At 25.9% G+C, this 19,735-nt stretch carries 12 protein-coding genes and 1 CRISPR repeat array; of the genes, 10 read left to right on the forward strand and 2 right to left on the reverse strand.

Annotated elements, in window-relative coordinates:
* Together K0040_RS17865 and K0040_RS17870 are read left to right on the forward strand one after the other, a co-directional pair.
* On the forward strand, positions 1-2,536 hold a 2,536-nt coding region (locus K0040_RS17865), incomplete at its 5' end, for an immunoglobulin-like domain-containing protein (RefSeq protein ID WP_228110082.1).
* A 491-nt stretch (positions 2,537-3,027) separates the two neighbouring features.
* A complete protein-coding gene (locus K0040_RS17870) occupies positions 3,028-4,248 on the forward strand; it encodes a DUF5050 domain-containing protein (protein ID WP_228110083.1) in 1,221 nt (406 codons plus the stop codon).
* 151 nt (positions 4,249-4,399) lie between these two features.
* Here the strand turns inward: K0040_RS17870 and K0040_RS17875 are convergent, their stop codons facing one another.
* Positions 4,400-4,600, reverse strand: a complete 201-nt coding sequence (locus tag K0040_RS17875) for a hypothetical protein (RefSeq protein ID WP_228110084.1) — start codon at positions 4,598-4,600, stop codon at positions 4,400-4,402.
* A 593-nt stretch (positions 4,601-5,193) separates the two neighbouring features.
* On the opposite strand from K0040_RS17875, the gene cas6 reads away from it, so the two are divergent.
* From cas6 to cas2, 8 genes are read left to right on the forward strand one after another with little or no spacing between them, the layout of a single operon-like run.
* Positions 5,194-5,886 carry a CRISPR-associated endoribonuclease Cas6 gene (gene cas6, locus K0040_RS17880; RefSeq protein ID WP_228110085.1) on the forward strand — a complete coding sequence of 231 codons (693 nt, stop codon included), beginning with the start codon at positions 5,194-5,196 and terminating at the stop codon, positions 5,884-5,886.
* Positions 5,887-5,898: 12 nt separating this feature from the next.
* Positions 5,899-7,644: a type I-B CRISPR-associated protein Cas8b/Csh1 gene (locus K0040_RS17885; RefSeq protein WP_228110086.1), complete on the forward strand. Its 1,746-nt coding sequence runs from the start codon at positions 5,899-5,901 to the stop codon at positions 7,642-7,644.
* Positions 7,644-8,591 (forward strand): type I CRISPR-associated protein Cas7, encoded by a 948-nt coding sequence (locus K0040_RS17890; RefSeq protein ID WP_228110087.1) that lies wholly within the window; start codon positions 7,644-7,646, stop codon positions 8,589-8,591. The genes K0040_RS17885 and K0040_RS17890 overlap by 1 nt, the downstream gene beginning before the upstream one ends.
* Before the next feature lie 3 nt (positions 8,592-8,594).
* On the forward strand, positions 8,595-9,356 hold the full coding sequence (gene cas5b, locus K0040_RS17895; protein WP_228110088.1) for a type I-B CRISPR-associated protein Cas5b: 762 nt from the start codon (positions 8,595-8,597) through the stop codon (positions 9,354-9,356).
* A 39-nt stretch (positions 9,357-9,395) separates the two neighbouring features.
* A complete protein-coding gene (gene cas3, locus K0040_RS17900) occupies positions 9,396-11,963 on the forward strand; it encodes a CRISPR-associated helicase Cas3' (RefSeq protein WP_228110089.1) in 2,568 nt (855 codons plus the stop codon).
* Positions 11,963-12,457: a CRISPR-associated protein Cas4 gene (gene cas4, locus K0040_RS17905; protein ID WP_228110090.1), complete on the forward strand. Its 495-nt coding sequence runs from the start codon at positions 11,963-11,965 to the stop codon at positions 12,455-12,457. The genes cas3 and cas4 overlap by 1 nt, the downstream gene beginning before the upstream one ends.
* Before the next feature lie 8 nt (positions 12,458-12,465).
* Positions 12,466-13,464, forward strand: coding sequence for a type I-B CRISPR-associated endonuclease Cas1b (gene cas1b / locus K0040_RS17910; protein WP_228110091.1), 999 nt, complete (start codon positions 12,466-12,468; stop codon positions 13,462-13,464).
* 1 nt (position 13,465) lies between these two features.
* Entirely contained in the window at positions 13,466-13,756 is a 291-nt protein-coding gene (cas2, locus tag K0040_RS17915; RefSeq protein WP_228110092.1) for a CRISPR-associated endonuclease Cas2, read from the forward strand.
* Between the two features lie 176 nt (positions 13,757-13,932).
* Positions 13,933-18,307: direct repeats of the CRISPR family, unit length 30 nt; unit sequence GATAAACCATAACATGAGATGTATTTAAAT.
* Positions 18,308-18,745: 438 nt separating this feature from the next.
* On the opposite strand, the gene K0040_RS17920 is transcribed toward cas2, so the two are convergent.
* Positions 18,746-19,474 carry an ABC-three component system protein gene (locus K0040_RS17920; protein ID WP_228110093.1) on the reverse strand — a complete coding sequence of 243 codons (729 nt, stop codon included), beginning with the start codon at positions 19,472-19,474 and terminating at the stop codon, positions 18,746-18,748.
* Between the last annotated feature and the right edge of the window lie 261 nt (positions 19,475-19,735).

Here is a 19,735-nt window from a genome sequence, read left to right on the forward strand (position 1 = left end):
TGAAACAGATAGATATGAAGGTAGTTATGAGGTAAATGATAAAAGTGAATCAGGAGTATGGAAGATAGAATACTTTTATTTGAAAGATTCAAATGGATATTCAAAGGAAATTTATAACGATGAACTGCATCAAAATGGAGATAGTAAAGACTTATCAAAGGGTGATTTTAATGTATATGATGATGAAAGATACACGGGTATATCTCCACTAGAAAATGTTACTTACTATAAAAAAAATGTAACAGTAAGCGATAAAACAATACAAGGAGATGTATATATAGGACCAGAAGCAGTAGTTACATTTAATAATGTAACAGTTAATGGAAATATATATGTTTTAGGAGTATTAAAGGCAAATAGTATCAATGCAAAAGCTATCAAAGGAAGAGAAATGCATTATGGTTATGTTTCTTCATACCATAACGGAACAATTGTATTATCAGGAAGTAATTCCATTAACAGTATAAGTTGCACAACTTATCCTGTAACTGATATTCCAGTTAGAATAGATGATAATCCTATTAATGTAGTAGATGGATATTTGAATATAAAAGGAGTTATTCCAGATGTAGTTGATTTATATATAAATGACACTAAAATAGATACTTCAACTCAAGGTAAGTTTATTATTAATGATCTTTATGTAGGTAATGTAGATAAAATAACATTATCATTTAGAACTGTATTTGGAAACACAATAGAAAAAACATTTGATGTAGAGCAATGTACAAAATTGCCTGATGGAAGCATCAATAGTATACCTAAAATCCAAGTAGAAGATTTAACGTTTAAGGTTGGAGACGAAATTAATCCATTGGAATATGTTAAGGCTACAGACAAAGAAGATGGAGATATAACATCAAAGATAAAAGTAATAGAAAATACAGTAGATACAACAAAAGTAGGAGAATATAAAGTAGTCTACAAAGTAACAGACAGCCAAGGAACAAGTGCCACAAAAATAATAAAGATAACAGTAAGAAGTAACGACAAACCAATAATAAGTGCCAGTGATGTAACAATAAAAATCGGAGATAAATTTGATCCACAAAAAGATGTAACAGCAAGTGACAAGGAAGATGGAGATATAACAAGCAAAGTAAGTGTAAAAGAAAATACAGTAGATCCATCAAAAATAGGAATATACAAGGTAGTATATGAAGTAGCAGATAGTGATGGAAATGCTATTACGAAAGAAATAAAGGTAACGGTAAAAAGCAACGATAAACCAATAATAAGTGCGAGTGATGTAGAACTAAAAGTAGGAGATAAATTTGATCCACTAAAAAATGTGGCAGCAAGTGACAAGGAAGATGGAGATATAACATCAAAGATAAAAATAATAGAAAATACAGTAGACACAACAAAAGCAGGAATATACAAAGTAGTATACGAAGTAACAGATAGTGACGGAAATAAAATAACTAAAGAAATAAAGGTAACAGTAAGAAGTAACGATAAACCAGTAATTATAGCAAGTGATGCAGAACTAAAAGTAGGAGACAAATTTGATGCACTAAAAAAGGTATCATCAAGTGACAAAGAAGATGGAGATACAACATCAAAGATAAAAGTAATAGAGAATACAGTAGATACAACAAAAGTAGGAATATACAAAGTAGTATATGAAGTAACAGATGGTGATGGAAATAAAGTAAGAAAAGAAATAAAGGTAACAGTATCAAAAATAGAAGTAGTATCAAATGTAGAAGCTAAATCAAAAAGTTATAGTTCAAATAATATAACTTGGTCAAAAGTTGATAATGTTGATGGATATGAGATATATAGAGCAACAAGTAAGAATGGGGCATATTCATTAAATAAAACAGTAACAAGTGGAAGTACGTTAAGTTATAGTAATACAGGGCTGACAACAGGAAAAACATATTACTATAAAGTTAGAGCTTACAAAGTAGTAGACGGTGAAAAACAATACGGTGATTTTTCACAAGTAGTATCATCATCACCAAAGTTATCATCAACAACTGCAAAATCTGCATCAGCAGCATATAATAGTAATAAAGTTACATGGAGCAAAGTGTCAGGAACAAGTGGATATGAAGTATATAGAGCAACAAGCAAAACTGGAAAATATTCATTAAAGAAAACGGTAAAAAGTGGAAGTACGTTAAGTTATAGTAATACAGGATTAACAACAGGAAAAACATATTACTATAAAGTTAGAGCTTATAAAGTAGTAGACGGCAAAAAACAATACGGCAATTTTTCACAAGTAGTATCATCATCACCAAAGCTTTTTACGCCTAGTGTAACTTTAAGTAAAGGTTCTAAAAAAGCTACTGTAAAATGGAAGAAGATATCAGGAGCAAGTGGATATGAGATATACAGATCAAATAGTAAATCTGCAACTTACTCAAAAGTAAAATCTGTAAGTCGTGGTTCTACAACTTCTTATACAAATAGAGGTTTAACTAGTAAAAAAGTATATTATTATAAAATAAGGGCTTATAGAACAGTAAATGGCAAGAAAGTTTATAGCTCATATAGTAGTATTAAATATATAAAAGCTAAGTAAAATGAAGACCACAATTGTAAAATGGTAGCAATTTAAATAATTATTGAAATAAATTATTTATTTGTTAAAAGGCATATCAAAAATGATATGCCTTTTTTAGAGCTGAGATTATTATGATATGAATAAGGATGAATTTACATAAAAAAATTATAAAAAATATGTATAGAAACTAAAAAGTATGTCCATAATTTAAATATCATAATTAAAATTTTTTTATTCATTGATTTATTATTATTATTTTTTTTGCATATATGTCAGAGATAGCCTGGAAAGCGGACATCCAGGCTATTTTTGTGTTTTACTTTAAATCTTGCAAAAACAGAAATATATATAAATAAATGAATAGGTAGAATGTTACTTGTTGAGATTGTTATAATACTAGTTGTAGAATTTATTAGGAGCTATTGAGGAGACTTACATGTATTTTAATATTTTAATAATTCTTACGTGACAAATCAAATTATGTAATCAGAATAAAAGGGGAAATAATAATGAAGAATAAGAGATGGTTGTTATCATTAATAATGGTTGCTATTATTGCAACTGGATGCACCGGATGTAGTGTAAAAAATCAAGAAAAGAGGATAAATGCCTTAGGAGGTACTACTAATAATAAAATAGTAAATACACTTGGAAATACTAACGGAAATCTTGCTAATGAAGGAATAGTAGCTGTAGAAGGAGATTGGATTTATTATGGTAGTGAGTATAAAATGAAAACCGATGGTTCGGGTAAAGAAAAATTAGACACAAGGAATGGAGCTGCAGGTTATACCATAAATATAATAGATGATTGGATTTATTTTTTTGATAAAGATAAGGAAAATAATAATGGTATTTTCAAAATGAAAACTGATGGTTCTAACAAACAAAAAATTCTTTCTGAAAGAACTGACTACATGATTGTAGATGGAAACTGGATTTATTATGTAAACTATAAAGACAAATCTTTGTATAAAATGAGTATTGATGGAACAGACAATGAGCTACTTTTAAAGGGTAATATTAGAAATCTCAATATTGTTGATGATTGGATTTATTACAACGGAGATTACAATGATAAGCCTAGTTTGTGTAAGATAAAAACTAATGGTTCTGATAATCAATTAATATGCCACGACAATGCAGTAAATATAAACATTATTGATGGTTGGATTTATTATCAAATAAAGGATGAAAATTTTAATACAATATACAAAATTAAAATAGATGGTTCTGATAAACAAGTATTCTTTAAAGGTAAGGATATTACTGAAGACAAAAATGTGAAAAAAGAAGAAGATATGTCCGAGGAAGAAATCATGAAACAATTAGATGAATCAGTAAAGAGAAGTGAAGAAAAGGCATTATTAGAAGAATCCGGACAAGAAGGAACAAAAGAATACAATGCCATATCTCTTAGCAAAAACAATATTGATTCTTCATCTAAACCTAAAGGAGCATGGGTATATAAATTAAAAATAGAGAATAACAACTTAATTGTATGGGGTTCCCTTGATTGTAATTCACAAGGAAGTTCAGACATCAAACATCTAAAAGACCAAAAGAGAATTTTCAAACTTTCTGACAATGTAGATCTAGGAGTTGATTGGGTTGGCAATCGAGATAAACAAATAGAGTATTTTAATGACAATGGACAAAACATGAACTCAGAAGCACTTTTCTTTCGCACTATAAACGGCAAAGTAACTTATGTAACATTTGCTGGATAATTTTTATAATATTGAAATAGATTGGAAGATAATAAAAGGGCTGTGTAGGATGTTTGATGAAAAATAAATAGTCATAATTGAAAGCATGTATTTTTGTTGGGAATACATGCTTTTTTTATATTATAAAGATTTAGTTAATAAATTTACTTCCCTAAGATTGATTTTTCTTTAACTCTCTAAATATCAATCCAACAAGATTGGATACAAATACATTTGATGTAATTAAAAGAGCTGTAGATATTACTCTAATACGCAAATCATCAATATAATAACATGCTACTCCAATACCCAAAATCATAGAAATTGTACTTAAAATTAAAGCTACAATACTAATTATCTTTATTTTTTTCATTCTAATCCCCCTAACAATTACCTCTTTATCTATATCTTATTATTTATCTGGATATTTCCCATTATATCTACCCATCCATATCTTTAAATTGTAACATTAATTAGAATATATTGGTATAAGGGTAATATATTCTAACAAAAGTTTAAGATTCTTAACTTCCTATTGTAATAAACTAAATAATAAAAGGATGCTGTTTAGTAAAAATTTTAATAAAAAATAATAAAATACATTGGAAAGTATATATAGACTTTTAGAAGAATAACTTGTAATCATTACATATGCACTTCATTATGTATATGAAATACGCAAAAATATTACAAAATTCAAATTAAATATATTTTTTTATAAATTTATAAAGGAATATAGATCAAATTAGCGAATTATACTTTATACGCAATAGTTAGTTCATTTATCTCTAAATAAATGAAAAAATAGTATTGAACAAGCTAAAATAATATATAAATAATTAAACCTTAATGTATATGTATCTAAAAACATATAACTGTATTTAAATTTTATATAGAGTTAAATTACGCTATATAAATTTTACTAAACTACAACACGTGGTGTGAAAACTTAAAAGGAGGAAAGCTATGGAAGTATATGAAATAAGAACGAAAGTATTTACTATGAAACCTTTGCCGTCAGATAATGCCCAAGGTCAAATATGTAAAATAATTGATAGTGCACTGTCTAAAGATGAAAAGTGGTTAGAGTTTCATAAAAAAAATGAATTTAAAAATTATTGTTTTGATTCCTTATATCCAATACCTAGAGATAAAATATATAAAGCTGGAGGAATATATACATTTACTGTTAGGACTATTAATGAAAAATTAGCAAAATACTTTCAAAAAATGTTATCAAATGAATATAACAATACTATAAAGTGCTTAACCACTGAAATGAGAATAATTCCTAAAAAATTTATAGAAACCATATATTCAATAACCCCTGTGATAATTAAAGATGAGTCAGGTTACTGGAAACAGAATCTATCACTAAAAGATTTTGAAAGAAGATTAATAGAGAATCTTATAAAAAAATATAATCACATAAATGGTACAAAGATTGATGAAAATGTTGAATTATATACATCATTAGAATTTAAAAATAAAAAACCATGTTCAATAAATATTAAAGACATAAAGTTATTAGGAGACAAAATAGCTTTAAATATATCAAATGACAAAATATCTCAAGACTTAGCCTATATGGCACTTGGAACAGGTATTTTAGAAATTAATTCTAGGGGGGCAGGATTTGTAAATTTTAAATGGATGTAAGGGGGTGAAAAAATGCTACAAGATTGTATAGAAATATTTAAAAAAGAATATGAAAAACATGGAGATAAGCTGATAGTTGATAACTACATACCTGCTGACGGCAAATATATTTTACTGACATTGGAGGATGGAAAATTAAAATTAGATGATAAGGACATAGTAGATATTAAGTTTAATAAAAAAACTAGTGAAATTGAAGGAAGAAGTAATATATATTTTAATGATATTTGCAACTACGATTATAACAGTAAACTGATAGATATGAATAAACCTATGGACAGTAAAAAGATTATACAAGGCAATAATTATCTGTCATTTATTATAAAGAAAGAAAGTTTAAATAATGGAAAGTTAACAGAAGAGATAATTGATAACTATTATAAAATATTATCTAATCCATATTTAAAATATACTAAATCTAAAGCAAAAGAAATTTATAAAGAAGTAGAATCTCAATTAGAAGAAATAGATCAAGAGTTATTAGAAAAGGTTAAAGAATGGATAAAAAATAACATATTTAATTTCGAAAATATTGGAATTAACATTTCGGGAAAAGACTATTTGAAGATATTTATTAAAGTACCTATAGAAAAATACAAAACCGAAGGCAAAAGATATTTAATACCTAATATTTATAATAAAAATGATTTCAATGAAAAAATAGGAGAAGTATTATATGGTGTACCTAGTAATAATATGAATTTAAATGACAACAAACCTTACTTAGAAAATAAATCAAGAAAAGTCAAAGTTCCATATTTAGTAGATAATAAGGAAGTTTTAATACAAAAAAAATTTTTTGAGTATTTAATGAACAATGCTATTAAAAATAATCTAAATATATATTTGAATGAAGATGGTATTAGGTCTTGTAAGAATGGCGAGTTACTAGAATCAGATTTTAAAGGAATGTATATTAGAATAAAGAGAGGAACAGAGCTTGAAATACATTCTTATGATTTAGTAACATCCTATAAATACAAGCTAAATAAGCAAATTTACTTTAAGGATATATTAAATCTAAAAGATAAAACAAAAACAGATATACCATATGGAATTTGTAAAAATAAAAAAGATTTACAGCTTATAATAGATAATATATTTTTTTCTAAATATTTAATGAATAATTACTATACAGAAGTTAAAGATATATCACTTAAAGACACTGTTATAAAAAGAAACCTGTTATTGTCAAGAGAAGCCATATTTAACTGGATATATAAAGGGAACGAAAATGGAATTTATTCACTTTTAAATAAAGTTTCTTTAGATTTAATAAAGAACTCTATTAAAAATGGACATTTATCAAAAGCAGCACATCAATTTAATTTAAAACTAGCACTAACAAGTTATTTTAAAGGGGGTAAAGATATGGGAGATACTGTATTAGAGCTAAAAAATAGTCTTAGAGCAAAGATAAACTGTATAGAAACAACTTCTTTTACATCTGATGAAGAATATTATTTTTCAATAGGACAATTCATAAATTATTTACTATCAAAAAGTAAGGGTAAAAATAAACCACATTCATTGGCAAACCCATTTATTAACGCAAAAAATAGTAAAGTTATAAAAGAAAAATTAAGAAATTTATACAAAAGATATAATTATGATATAGATATGCATGGAAAAAGAGTTAAAAATATATATGCAATGATAGTATCATATGAACCGCAAGGAAAAGTAAATCAAGATATGATAATAGCAGGATATTTACATAGTAATTTAATTTATGAAAGTAAGAAGGAGGAAAACTAATGAAAATGAGAGTTTACGGAGTGATGGGAATAGTGTCTAAAATGGCAAATTGGAATGCAGACTTTACTGGATATCCTAAAACTACATCAGATGGAGATACGTTTGGTAGTGATAAGGCACTAAAATATCCTATGAAAAAAATGTGGGAAAATCAAGGAGAAAAAGTATTATATATTAAATCAATGAAGTTATCCGAAAATAAAGGAGAAACTTCATTGGTACCACGTTCTTTAAAAGAAAGATATGAATATTTGTTTGATGTAGACGATTTAAAAAAGTGTAAAGATAGTAAAGTAGTTTTAAAGAATCTGTTTAGTGCATTAGATGTGAAAAATTTTGGTGCCACATTTGCAGAGGCAGGAAAGAATATATCTATTACAGGTGCAGTACAAATAGGACAAGGTTTCAATAAATATGAAGGAACAAGTCCTGAAGAACAACAGATACTATCTCCGTTTAGAGATGGATCAAAAGATAATGCAAAAGAAGATTCAGAAGAAGCGAAAAATTCAACTTTAGGAACAAAAATAGTAAGTAATGAAGCTCATTATTTCTATCCATTTACAATAAATCCTCTAGCATACAAAGAGTATAGTGAGTTTGGAGTAACAAAAGGATATACGAGAGAAGATTATGCTAAATTTAAGGAAGCAGCACTAGTATCAGCTACTTCATTTGCTACAAATGCAAAAGTTGGATGTGATAATGAATTTGCACTATTTGTAGAGACTGAGGAAAATTTATATTTACCTAATTTATCTGAATTTATAAGATTTGAAAAGGGAGAAGAAAAAAATACAATAAAAATCAACTGCTCAGATTTATTGAATTCATTAAAAGATAAAATAAACAATATAGAAATTTATTATAATCCTTACACAACTAATATAGAAAGTGAAATAGAAGGAGCTAAAAAAATAAATATATTTACACAAAAAGAGGTATAAACTATGAAGGCTTTAAAATTTAAATTATCAGGGAAAACAGCATTTTTTAAAAAGCCAGAAGTTAATTCATATTATTATTTCACATATGGAAATATACATAAAGTTGCACTGCTAGGAATGTTTGGAGCAATACTTGGATATAGTGGCTACAATCAACACAGATATATGTTAGATAATATAAAAGGTTATAAAGAATCATATCCTGAGTTTTATACCAAATTAAAGGGATTAAAAATATCTGTAGAACCCTTAAATGAAAAAGCATATATTTCTAAGAAAGTACAGTTTTTTAACAATTCAATAGGAGATTACAACAAAGATAAAGATAAAAACTTATGTAATTTAATAGTAAAAGAGCAATGGTTAGAAAATCCACAGTGGAATATATATGTGATATTAGATAACGAAGAAGCGGATAAACTGTGTGATTATATAACTAACTATAAAACTATTTATCAACCTTATCTAGGCAAAAACGATCATTATGCTAATATAAGTGAGATAGAAGTACACGATATAGAAAATATTTCGTACAAAAACATTAATAAAGTACACTCATTATGCCCTAAAAAGTATATAGAATTTGATATGGAAGATGATGAGGAAGAAGATTTATTTAAGTACAGTGAACGATTGCCAGTAGCGTTAAATGAAAATACTAATATGTATGAGTTAAAGAGTTTTGTATTCAGCAATATGCGTATAGATTCAATTACTGCTAGTGATTTATATAAGATAAATGAAAAAAATATAGCATTCTTTTAATAGGGAGGGGAAACCCTTCCTTATTTATAGGAGGAATTTATGAATTACTTTAAGAAAGAAGATTTAATAAATATTAATACACTAATAAAAAAAGATATTAATTTTTATGCGCATATAGATTCAGATAGAATTGAAACATTGCAAGAGCATATAGACAGATGCAACAAATATTTTTTGAAATTAGAAGATGCAAAAAAATTAGGAAATATATTTAAAAAATTTGAAAAATTATATCTAAGTGAATTAGAAGAATCGGCAAGACTATTATTTAGAAAGATGATAATAAATACTATTAATTTCCATGATATAGGTAAAATAAATCCGAGATTTCAATGTGATAAGATGAATAACAAAATAATGAATAAAGATATTTTTGAAGGATTAGGAAGTAAACATTCAATTATTTCATCTGTATTTTACATAGACTATTTTATTGAAGAAATAGAAAAATATAAAGACGTGGATAAAGTAGCCTTTAAAAAGTTATCTCATATATTATTTTTAAATGCTTATATAATTTCAAGACATCATGGTGATTTAAGTGGATTTAGTGAATTTATAGATTCATTTGATGAAAATTATAATGGAGCAAGTAATGTAATAGATTCATTGGAAAATGAAAATTACAAAGCAGTATATATTAAAAAAGTAAGTATGCTATTTAAAAAAATGAAAGTAAAATCCTCTAATGTTAGAAAACAGTTAAAAAAAAATAAAAAAGAAGAAAGTATTTATATATACACTTATGTAAAACTACTATTTTCAATACTAGTAGCTTGTGATTTTTATGCTACCACAGAATTTATGAATGATTTGGAATTGAACGAGTTTGGCGAAATAAACGATATAGCTAAATTTTATGATATTTATAAGGAAGGTAAAATTTATAAGAGCATAAGGCAGTATGAAGAACAAGAATATAATAAAGAAAAAAATATTATAAATGAGAGTAACATAAATATTCTAAGAACAGAGATGTTTCTAGATGCTGAAAAGGAGCTTATAAAAAACTTAGATAGTAATATATATTTCTTAGAAGCACCTACTGGAAGTGGAAAAAGTAATGTATCTTTAAATCTAAGTTTTAAGTTGTTAGAAGATAATAAGTCGATAAATAAAATATATTATATCTATCCATATAACACACTAATAGAACAAAATATAAAAACTATGAGAGGTATATTTGTCTCAAATAAAGATATACTTGAAAACATAGCAGTAGTAAACTCCATAAATCCAATAAAAACAGAAAAAAACACAGCCAAAATGGAAGAATCAACTGAAGAACTTGATTATAAATATTATGCCAAAGCATTATTAAATAGGCAATTTTTAAACTATCCAATGATTCTTACAACTCACGTAAGTTTGTTTAATACCATGTTTAATAATAGTAAAGAATCTTCATTTGCTTTTTATCAACTATCTAATAGTGTAATTGTGTTAGACGAAATACAAAGTTATAAAAATACTATATGGTCAGAAATAATTAATTTTTTAAAAGCATTTGCTAAGGTTTTAAATATAAAAGTAATAATAATGTCTGCAACACTGCCAAACTTAAATTATCTTACAAGTGAAGTTGAAGGAACAGCTAAATTAATAGTAGATAGGGATAAATATTTTAATCATCCTTTATTTAAAAATAGAGTAGAGGTTAAATATGATTTAATGGATAAAGATATTGAAGAATTATATAATCATGTGAAAAGTAAGAGTTTTAGTAAGAATAAAATAATAGTTGAATTTATAAAGAAACAAAGTGCTTATGATTTTTATAATAAGTTAAAAGATGACGCAGAAATTAAATCAAATATAGAGTTAATAACTGGTGATGACAACTCTATTGAGAGACAAAGGATACTTAATATTGTTGATACAAGTGAGGATATTATATTAGTTGCTACTCAGGTGGTAGAAGCTGGAGTAGATATAGATATGGATATAGGATATAAAGATATATCAAAGTTAGATAGTGAAGAACAATTTATGGGAAGAATAAATCGTTCATGTAAAAAATCAGGTATTGTATATTTTTTTAATTTAGATAAAGCAGATTTTATTTATAAAAGTGATTTTAGAATGAATAAAGAATTTACATTAGAAAATGATACTATGAAGAAAATATTAGTAAATAAAAATTTTAAAGAGTATTATTTACCTGTATTGAACGCTTTGAAAACTTATTATAATGAATCACTAAGTGAATTTAACTTAGATGAGTTTTTTTCAAAGGATGTTGGTGGTTTGAAGTTTGATAAGATAAAATCTAGAATGGAACTTATTACAGAGGATATGTGGAGTATGTCTGTATATTTATCAAAAACAATAGAAACGGAAGAAGGTTTAATTTTAGATGGAAATGAAATTTGGCAAAACTATAAAAAACTATTGGTAGATAAAAAGTTAAAGTATGCAGAAAAAGAAGTTAAATTATCTCAGGCTAGAAGTTTGCTTAATTATTTTCTATATCAAGTAAAGAAGTCAGATATACCGTATAATGACAGAATAGGTGACTTATATTTTATAGAAGAAGGTGAAAAGTACTTTAAAGATGGAAAAGTAGATAAAGAAAAATTAACTACTGGAATAGGAGATTTTATATAGTGAAAGTAAATGGAACTTTGATTAATTACTATTTTCATTGTAAAAGACAATGCTACCTTCATGGAAATAGACTTAACTTAGAAGATAATAGTGAAATAGTTAAAATAGGCAAAGCAATACATGAAAGTAAAGCAGAAGATGGAAAAAACACAGAAATATCAATAGATAATATAAAGTTGGACAAACTTTCTTCAGAATATCTTACAGAAATCAAAAAGTCAGATGCAGATGTAAATGCTGCAAAGTGGCAGTTATTATTTTATTTAAAAGTATTAAAGGATAAAGGCATATGTAGAAAAGGTAAGCTAGAATTTATAGAAAAAAATAAAACAGATAAAAAAGTACTGTATTTAGAACTAAGTGAAGATACAGAAAAAGAGTTGAATAAACATACACAAGATATAGAACAATTGATAGATTCAGATATTATACCTGATACTTTAAATAAACCAAAATGTAAAAAATGTGCGTATTATGAATATTGTTATATATAGGAGGAAATATGGGAAGTACAAGATATATAACATCAATGGGAGAATTGACAAGAAAAGATAATTCATTGTGTTTTAGAAAAGATGGAAAAAATGTATATATACCTGTGGAGAATACTAAGGAAATATATTGTTTAAACGAGGTAAGCATAAATACCAAGTTGTTAGATTTTTTAGCACGAAATAATATAATAGTACATTTTTTTAATTACTATGAGGGATATAGTGGAACTTATTATCCTAAAAATCAATATAACAGTGGTAGATTATTAGTGAAGCAAGTAAATAAATTTGAGAATAATAGATTAGAAGTGGCAAAATCCATTGTTAAAGGAATTGGAATTAATATAAGAGAAGTACTTTATCATTATTATAAACATGGTAAAAAAGAAGTTAAAACAACTATAGATTGGATAAAAGAAAGTTTTTTTGATAGAGTTGAAAATAGCAAAAACATTAAAGTATTAATGTGTGTAGAAGGTGAGCTATGGGAAAAGTTTTATAGACAATTTAAAAACTTTTTACCAGAAGATTTTGTAATGAACAAAAGAGTAAAAAGACCACCTGATAATCCAATTAATGCTTTAGTTTCATTCGGAAATAGTTTACTGTATACCAAAACCATATCTTCAATATATAGAACCCATTTAGATCAAAGGATAAGTTATTTACATGAGCCATCAGAAGGAAGATTTTCTTTAAGCCTAGATATTAGTGAAGTATTTAAGCCGGTTTTAGTTTATAGGACAATATTTGATTTAGTTAATAATAAGAAAATACAAGTATCTAAACACTTTGATAAAAAGGTGAATTATTGTCTTTTAAATGAAGAAGGTAGAAATATTTTTATCACTGCTTTTGAGGAAAGAATGGAATCTGTATTTGTTCATGAAAGGTTAAAGAGAAAAGTCTCATATAGAACGGCTATAAAACTTGATTGCTATAAACTTATAAAATATATTATGGAGGACAAAGAGTTTGTACCTTTTAGTATAAAGGAGAAAATTTGATATGAGTAAAAATATGAATTATAATTATGCACTTGTTTTCTATGACGTAGGAGAAAAAAGAGTTAATAAAGTTTTTAAGGTTTGTAAAAAATATTTATACCATTTCCAAAAATCAGTTTTTAGAGGCGAAATAACTCCGTCCAATATGATAGTTTTTAAAAAAGAGTTAAATAAGGTGATAGATAAAGAAGAAGATTTTATTTGTATAATTAAGTTAATAAATGACAATGTGTTTGGAGAAGAAATACTTGGGAAATCTCAAAATAAAGCGGGAAGTGATTTGATAATATAGTTTACCAGGCGATAAAAAAGATCGTAGTTTGTAAAGCTAGTTATACAAAGGCTTATGTATGTATTTATAGTATATGTTAAAAAAGGATATATTCACTTGGTAAATTAGTATGAAAAATAAGTGATTTGAATGTGTTGACTAATATTATAATCTGTAATAATATTGAAATTACATAGGATAAACCATAACATGAGATGTATTTAAATATGATATAAAAACAAAGTATCCTAAACGCTGTATAGGATAAACCATAACATGAGATGTATTTAAATTAGCAATATTGTGTTAAAGAACCCGTGGACGGCTAATGATAAACCATAACATGAGATGTATTTAAATTTGATAGTTTATACTTTAATTAATTTTAAGTTTTATGATAAACCATAACATGAGATGTATTTAAATCCACTTATATTCAGTCTATTTCCATTTTCTTCTAACGATAAACCATAACATGAGATGTATTTAAATTTTATTTTTAAAAATCATTCACTGTTAATATATACAAGATAAACCATAACATGAGATGTATTTAAATATTAAGGGTTTATATGATATTAGAAATCAAGAATTAGATAAACCATAACATGAGATGTATTTAAATATGATATAAAAACAAAGTATCCTAAACGCTGTATAGGATAAACCATAACATGAGATGTATTTAAATAATTCTGGAACTTCTATATCTTCTAAAATTTCAAGGATAAACCATAACATGAGATGTATTTAAATTTATATTATGAATGAACTTAGAGTAAATAAGAAAGTGATAAACCATAACATGAGATGTATTTAAATTTAATAATTGTTTTATTCCATTTACAGTTTTTTTAGATAAACCATAACATGAGATGTATTTAAATGGAATATATGTTATTGAAGTTAAAAACTTTACTTGGATAAACCATAACATGAGATGTATTTAAATGTATTAAAGGAAGTTTTCAACCTTAAAAAATTTAAAGATAAACCATAACATGAGATGTATTTAAATTTCTTTAGAAAGAATGATATTAACCACACTAAAGGGATAAACCATAACATGAGATGTATTTAAATGAAAGAGTTTACGATCTACTTGTTTCGTATTTGGAAGATAAACCATAACATGAGATGTATTTAAATGACCATTCTACTTGATGTCTATCATTTATATCTCCGATAAACCATAACATGAGATGTATTTAAATAGTTCTGTATTCTTGGAATCTTCTTTCAATAGTATGATAAACCATAACATGAGATGTATTTAAATTGATTAGAAGTTGTATTTTCTTCTGAATTTGAATTTGATAAACCATAACATGAGATGTATTTAAATGATAAATATTCTTCTTTTTCATCGTCCCAAATACTAGATAAACCATAACATGAGATGTATTTAAATAAATTACTTTAAGCCAAGTAGTAATAAGATAAAAGGATAAACCATAACATGAGATGTATTTAAATTGGATGATTACGGGAAGACAAGGAAGATCGTCTAGGATAAACCATAACATGAGATGTATTTAAATCAAAGTTTATTTACTCCAATTGGTCTAAAGAATCCAGATAAACCATAACATGAGATGTATTTAAATATTCTTAATTATTGTGTAAGCAGCAATGTTTACATCGATAAACCATAACATGAGATGTATTTAAATACTCATAACAGTAGCATCAATAGTTATCAATGCATAGATAAACCATAACATGAGATGTATTTAAATTTATCAATAAAACTTGTTCCGCTTGTATAGTTTTCTGATAAACCATAACATGAGATGTATTTAAATACAGTTAATTCACCAAATTTTTTACCTATGATGTCAGATAAACCATAACATGAGATGTATTTAAATAAAGAAAGGCATATAATCTTGGAACATACGATAAAGATAAACCATAACATGAGATGTATTTAAATGCAGCGTATAAAGATGAGACTGGAGAAGAGGTTATATGATAAACCATAACATGAGATGTATTTAAATTCTGTAATATTAATTCCAGTTTCAGTCGCTTTATTAGATAAACCATAACATGAGATGTATTTAAATTAATATCACTCCTAATATTTGTTTTTTATATCCTTCGATAAACCATAACATGAGATGTATTTAAATAATTCATCCAAGTTTCTATTTATAGCTTGGTTTATGATAAACCATAACATGAGATGTATTTAAATTAAGGCACGCAATATCTTACATACACAACTAAAACCGATAAACCATAACATGAGATGTATTTAAATGAGTTAAGCATTTCCTTTATATCTTCCCATTCTAAGATAAACCATAACATGAGATGTATTTAAATAGAATTTCTTTCATGAAATCGTCACATACGAATCTGATAAACCATAACATGAGATGTATTTAAATACATAATAAACGGTCATAAAATAAAATAATTAATAAGATAAACCATAACATGAGATGTATTTAAATAAGTGAAGACGGAAGTCTAGTACTAAATGGAACTGATAAACCATAACATGAGATGTATTTAAATTCGTTTTACAATAATGTTAAAATACTAAATGAGTTAGATAAACCATAACATGAGATGTATTTAAATAAATTTTACATATAAAACTTTGCAAGTTTTATTTATGATAAACCATAACATGAGATGTATTTAAATTCGCTTAACAAATTTTCAAGTACATATTTTACATGAGATAAACCATAACATGAGATGTATTTAAATTTCATTACTATATTAGTTGTTGCATAATTAAATATTGATAAACCATAACATGAGATGTATTTAAATTATTTGCCAAGATTGTATTTCTTGCCTTTAAATGATGATAAACCATAACATGAGATGTATTTAAATAATGCTCCTCCATAAATATAATCTTGCATAATATTAGATAAACCATAACATGAGATGTATTTAAATAGCTAATAAACATCTTCTATATTAAGCGTTTATCTGATAAACCATAACATGAGATGTATTTAAATTAATAACTCCAATTTCTAAGTATGTTATTTGAAAATGATAAACCATAACATGAGATGTATTTAAATTTGCTACTGACACAATAGTTAAGAATTTAATAAGTTGATAAACCATAACATGAGATGTATTTAAATACTGGTAGACATTTTGGAATGACTGAAGGATGTTTAAGATAAACCATAACATGAGATGTATTTAAATTTCATTATTGAATAAATGTTTATAGCTTGATTTTTTGATAAACCATAACATGAGATGTATTTAAATTCCAAATGGTTCATTACTTCTTTTAAAGCCTTATTAGATAAACCATAACATGAGATGTATTTAAATAATAATTGCTTATGCATAGGATTCAAATATATATTAGATAAACCATAACATGAGATGTATTTAAATGTTTCATTTTTACCAAAATACATATTCAGAACATCTGATAAACCATAACATGAGATGTATTTAAATCTTTCCATATTATGTTCTTTAAGATATTTTTTAGCAGATAAACCATAACATGAGATGTATTTAAATTTTTTAATCCTCCTTATTAATTATTTCTATTATGTAGATAAACCATAACATGAGATGTATTTAAATAATTATCAACTTTATTATTAGAAGGATTTTCGTCTAGATAAACCATAACATGAGATGTATTTAAATAAGTATTGCATATAGTTAGATAATTCTCTAGCAGTAAGATAAACCATAACATGAGATGTATTTAAATTTATATTGTGCAGAAACTTCTTTTATTTCTTCTTCGATAAACCATAACATGAGATGTATTTAAATGATTCTTTAAAAGTTACAACAACTTCGCCTAACTCTGATAAACCATAACATGAGATGTATTTAAATTCTTTAAATGCTGCTGATATCTTTTCAAATTTTCTTGATAAACCATAACATGAGATGTATTTAAATCTACCAAGCCTTTATCGAATATAGACATATAGAAGGGATAAACCATAACATGAGATGTATTTAAATAATAGAATCAAAGGTATAAAAGAGTGTTTAAATTAGATAAACCATAACATGAGATGTATTTAAATTACTGTAAAAGGTATTATAAAAATATTAGATAGTTTGATAAACCATAACATGAGATGTATTTAAATTATATATGTTTGCAACATTTTTGTCGCTGTTGTAATGATAAACCATAACATGAGATGTATTTAAATAATAATGTTTGGATGTCATGAGTTTAGAAAGTCTTTGATAAACCATAACATGAGATGTATTTAAATGTCTTAGGTATAATGACTGGAGTAACCGTATAAGGAGATAAACCATAACATGAGATGTATTTAAATATCAAAATAGGAGAAAAGAAACTTTATCAAAAGCTTGATAAACCATAACATGAGATGTATTTAAATGTTACATATACGAGTAATAGTGGTAATACTTATAGAAGATAAACCATAACATGAGATGTATTTAAATTTGTATGTACTCTCTTTTTACTAAACTTAGTGTTGCGATAAACCATAACATGAGATGTATTTAAATATGAGAACTGTTAAACTTCTAGTTGAGAATAAAAATGATAAACCATAACATAAGATGTATTTATTTATAAGGATAATGCAATGTCTAATAAAAGGGTAATAAAAAAATTTACGTTCTAGAACTATTAAATCATATATAAATATAAGTATTGCTATAAAATAAAATATTATAGAACCAATTGGGCATAAACAATTAAAATAACCAAGACTATGTGATGACTAGATTATAGTTAATATTTATAGCACATAAATTTTAATAAAAAAAATAATAAAAAATATGTATAGAAACTAAAAAGTATGTCCATAATTTAAATATCCTAATTAGAATTTCTTTGTTCATTGATTCATTATTATTTTTTTTCATATATCGAAGAAGTAGCCTGGACATCGGACATCCAGGCTATTTTTGTGTTTTACTTTAAATCTTGCAAAAGTCCATATATACCAACCTTACCATCCTTAGTAAACCGAGTCACATTCCCACTGTCATAATCCACCTGATATATTATATATTTTTTCCAGACCAAGTTATTTCCTTGTCATTTACTAACATATGACAAATACCTTTCTTTTGAAAAATATTAAGACAACCAGGGATTTTAGTAAGTTTCGACTCATTAAGTTGAATTTGTGAAACATGTTTCAGCACTTCTTTTAAACGTATAAATCCATTTTCGTAATCATCTTCATAGGTTTCTATAATTGCATCAAGGGTTTCTGATTTTAGAATATCAAATTCATCATCACAAAATATATCTACTGTTAATTGTCTAATAGACACGGCGGCATAGTAGTATGTGCGTTGTCTTTGAAAGTTTTTATAATATTTTGGGTATTTTTTTAAATCCTCTTTTGAAATTTCCAAAACTCCTTCTTCGTCTGCATATGCAGCAAGTAGCTCTAGGGCGTATGTCTCTTCGTGGTCTTCTAGACTGGCGGGTGGTTCTAGTTTTTTTGGTGATGGAAATTTATTATATATTTCGTTTAACTTGTTCAAATTATCTTCTATATAAGAATAGGTGATTGACTTTGCCTCGTTTTCTTCTTGTGATGTTTTATTGTTTTTGTGTGATCTTTTATTATTTTTTTGCAAAGCATAAAGAAAAGTGTCTGATAGAAATTTTCCAAGTTCATTGTCATCATATAAGTTTATCAAGTTGGTTTTTATATGATTAGACATGGTTGTATCATTTTTTATTAGTTTTAATAAAGTAGAGTAAGTGTCCAGTTCCATTTGAGGACTAAGGGTATTTATAACTAGGTTGTCAAAATAATCCTCAGATTTGGAAATGATTTTAGGACAGGATGCAGCTTTTTTTATGGTAGCTGGTATATCAGTATGTTGATTAATCCATTTGTTAACGTAGTAGTGTAAATTGCAATATATATTTGTATAAAAAGAGGAAAATAATTATGTACAAAAAATATACTTTTAAGAATTACCTGAAGAAGAACTATCTAAATAATTAAGTTTAGACTTTAACCTATATGATGG

Origin of the sequence: Terrisporobacter petrolearius (assembly GCF_020748185.1) — a bacterium.
In the GTDB taxonomy this organism is placed as follows: Bacteria; Bacillota; Clostridia; order Peptostreptococcales; family Peptostreptococcaceae; genus Terrisporobacter; species Terrisporobacter petrolearius.

Bases quoted from the DNA above. Each gene is read 5' to 3' on its own strand.
- K0040_RS17885 (WP_228110086.1), top strand. From the start codon at position 5,899: ATGCTACAAGATTGTATAGAAATATTTAAAAAAGAATATGAAAAACAT.
- cas1b (WP_228110091.1), top strand. From the start codon at position 12,466: ATGGGAAGTACAAGATATATAACATCAATGGGAGAATTGACAAGAAAA.
- K0040_RS17875 (WP_228110084.1), bottom strand. From the start codon at position 4,600: ATGAAAAAAATAAAGATAATTAGTATTGTAGCTTTAATTTTAAGTACA.
- cas2 (WP_228110092.1), top strand. From the start codon at position 13,466: ATGAGTAAAAATATGAATTATAATTATGCACTTGTTTTCTATGACGTA.
- cas6 (WP_228110085.1), top strand. From the start codon at position 5,194: ATGGAAGTATATGAAATAAGAACGAAAGTATTTACTATGAAACCTTTG.
- K0040_RS17870 (WP_228110083.1), top strand. From the start codon at position 3,028: ATGAAGAATAAGAGATGGTTGTTATCATTAATAATGGTTGCTATTATT.
- cas3 (WP_228110089.1), top strand. From the start codon at position 9,396: ATGAATTACTTTAAGAAAGAAGATTTAATAAATATTAATACACTAATA.
- K0040_RS17920 (WP_228110093.1), bottom strand. From the start codon at position 19,474: ATGGAACTGGACACTTACTCTACTTTATTAAAACTAATAAAAAATGAT.
- K0040_RS17890 (WP_228110087.1), top strand. From the start codon at position 7,644: ATGAAAATGAGAGTTTACGGAGTGATGGGAATAGTGTCTAAAATGGCA.
- cas5b (WP_228110088.1), top strand. From the start codon at position 8,595: ATGAAGGCTTTAAAATTTAAATTATCAGGGAAAACAGCATTTTTTAAA.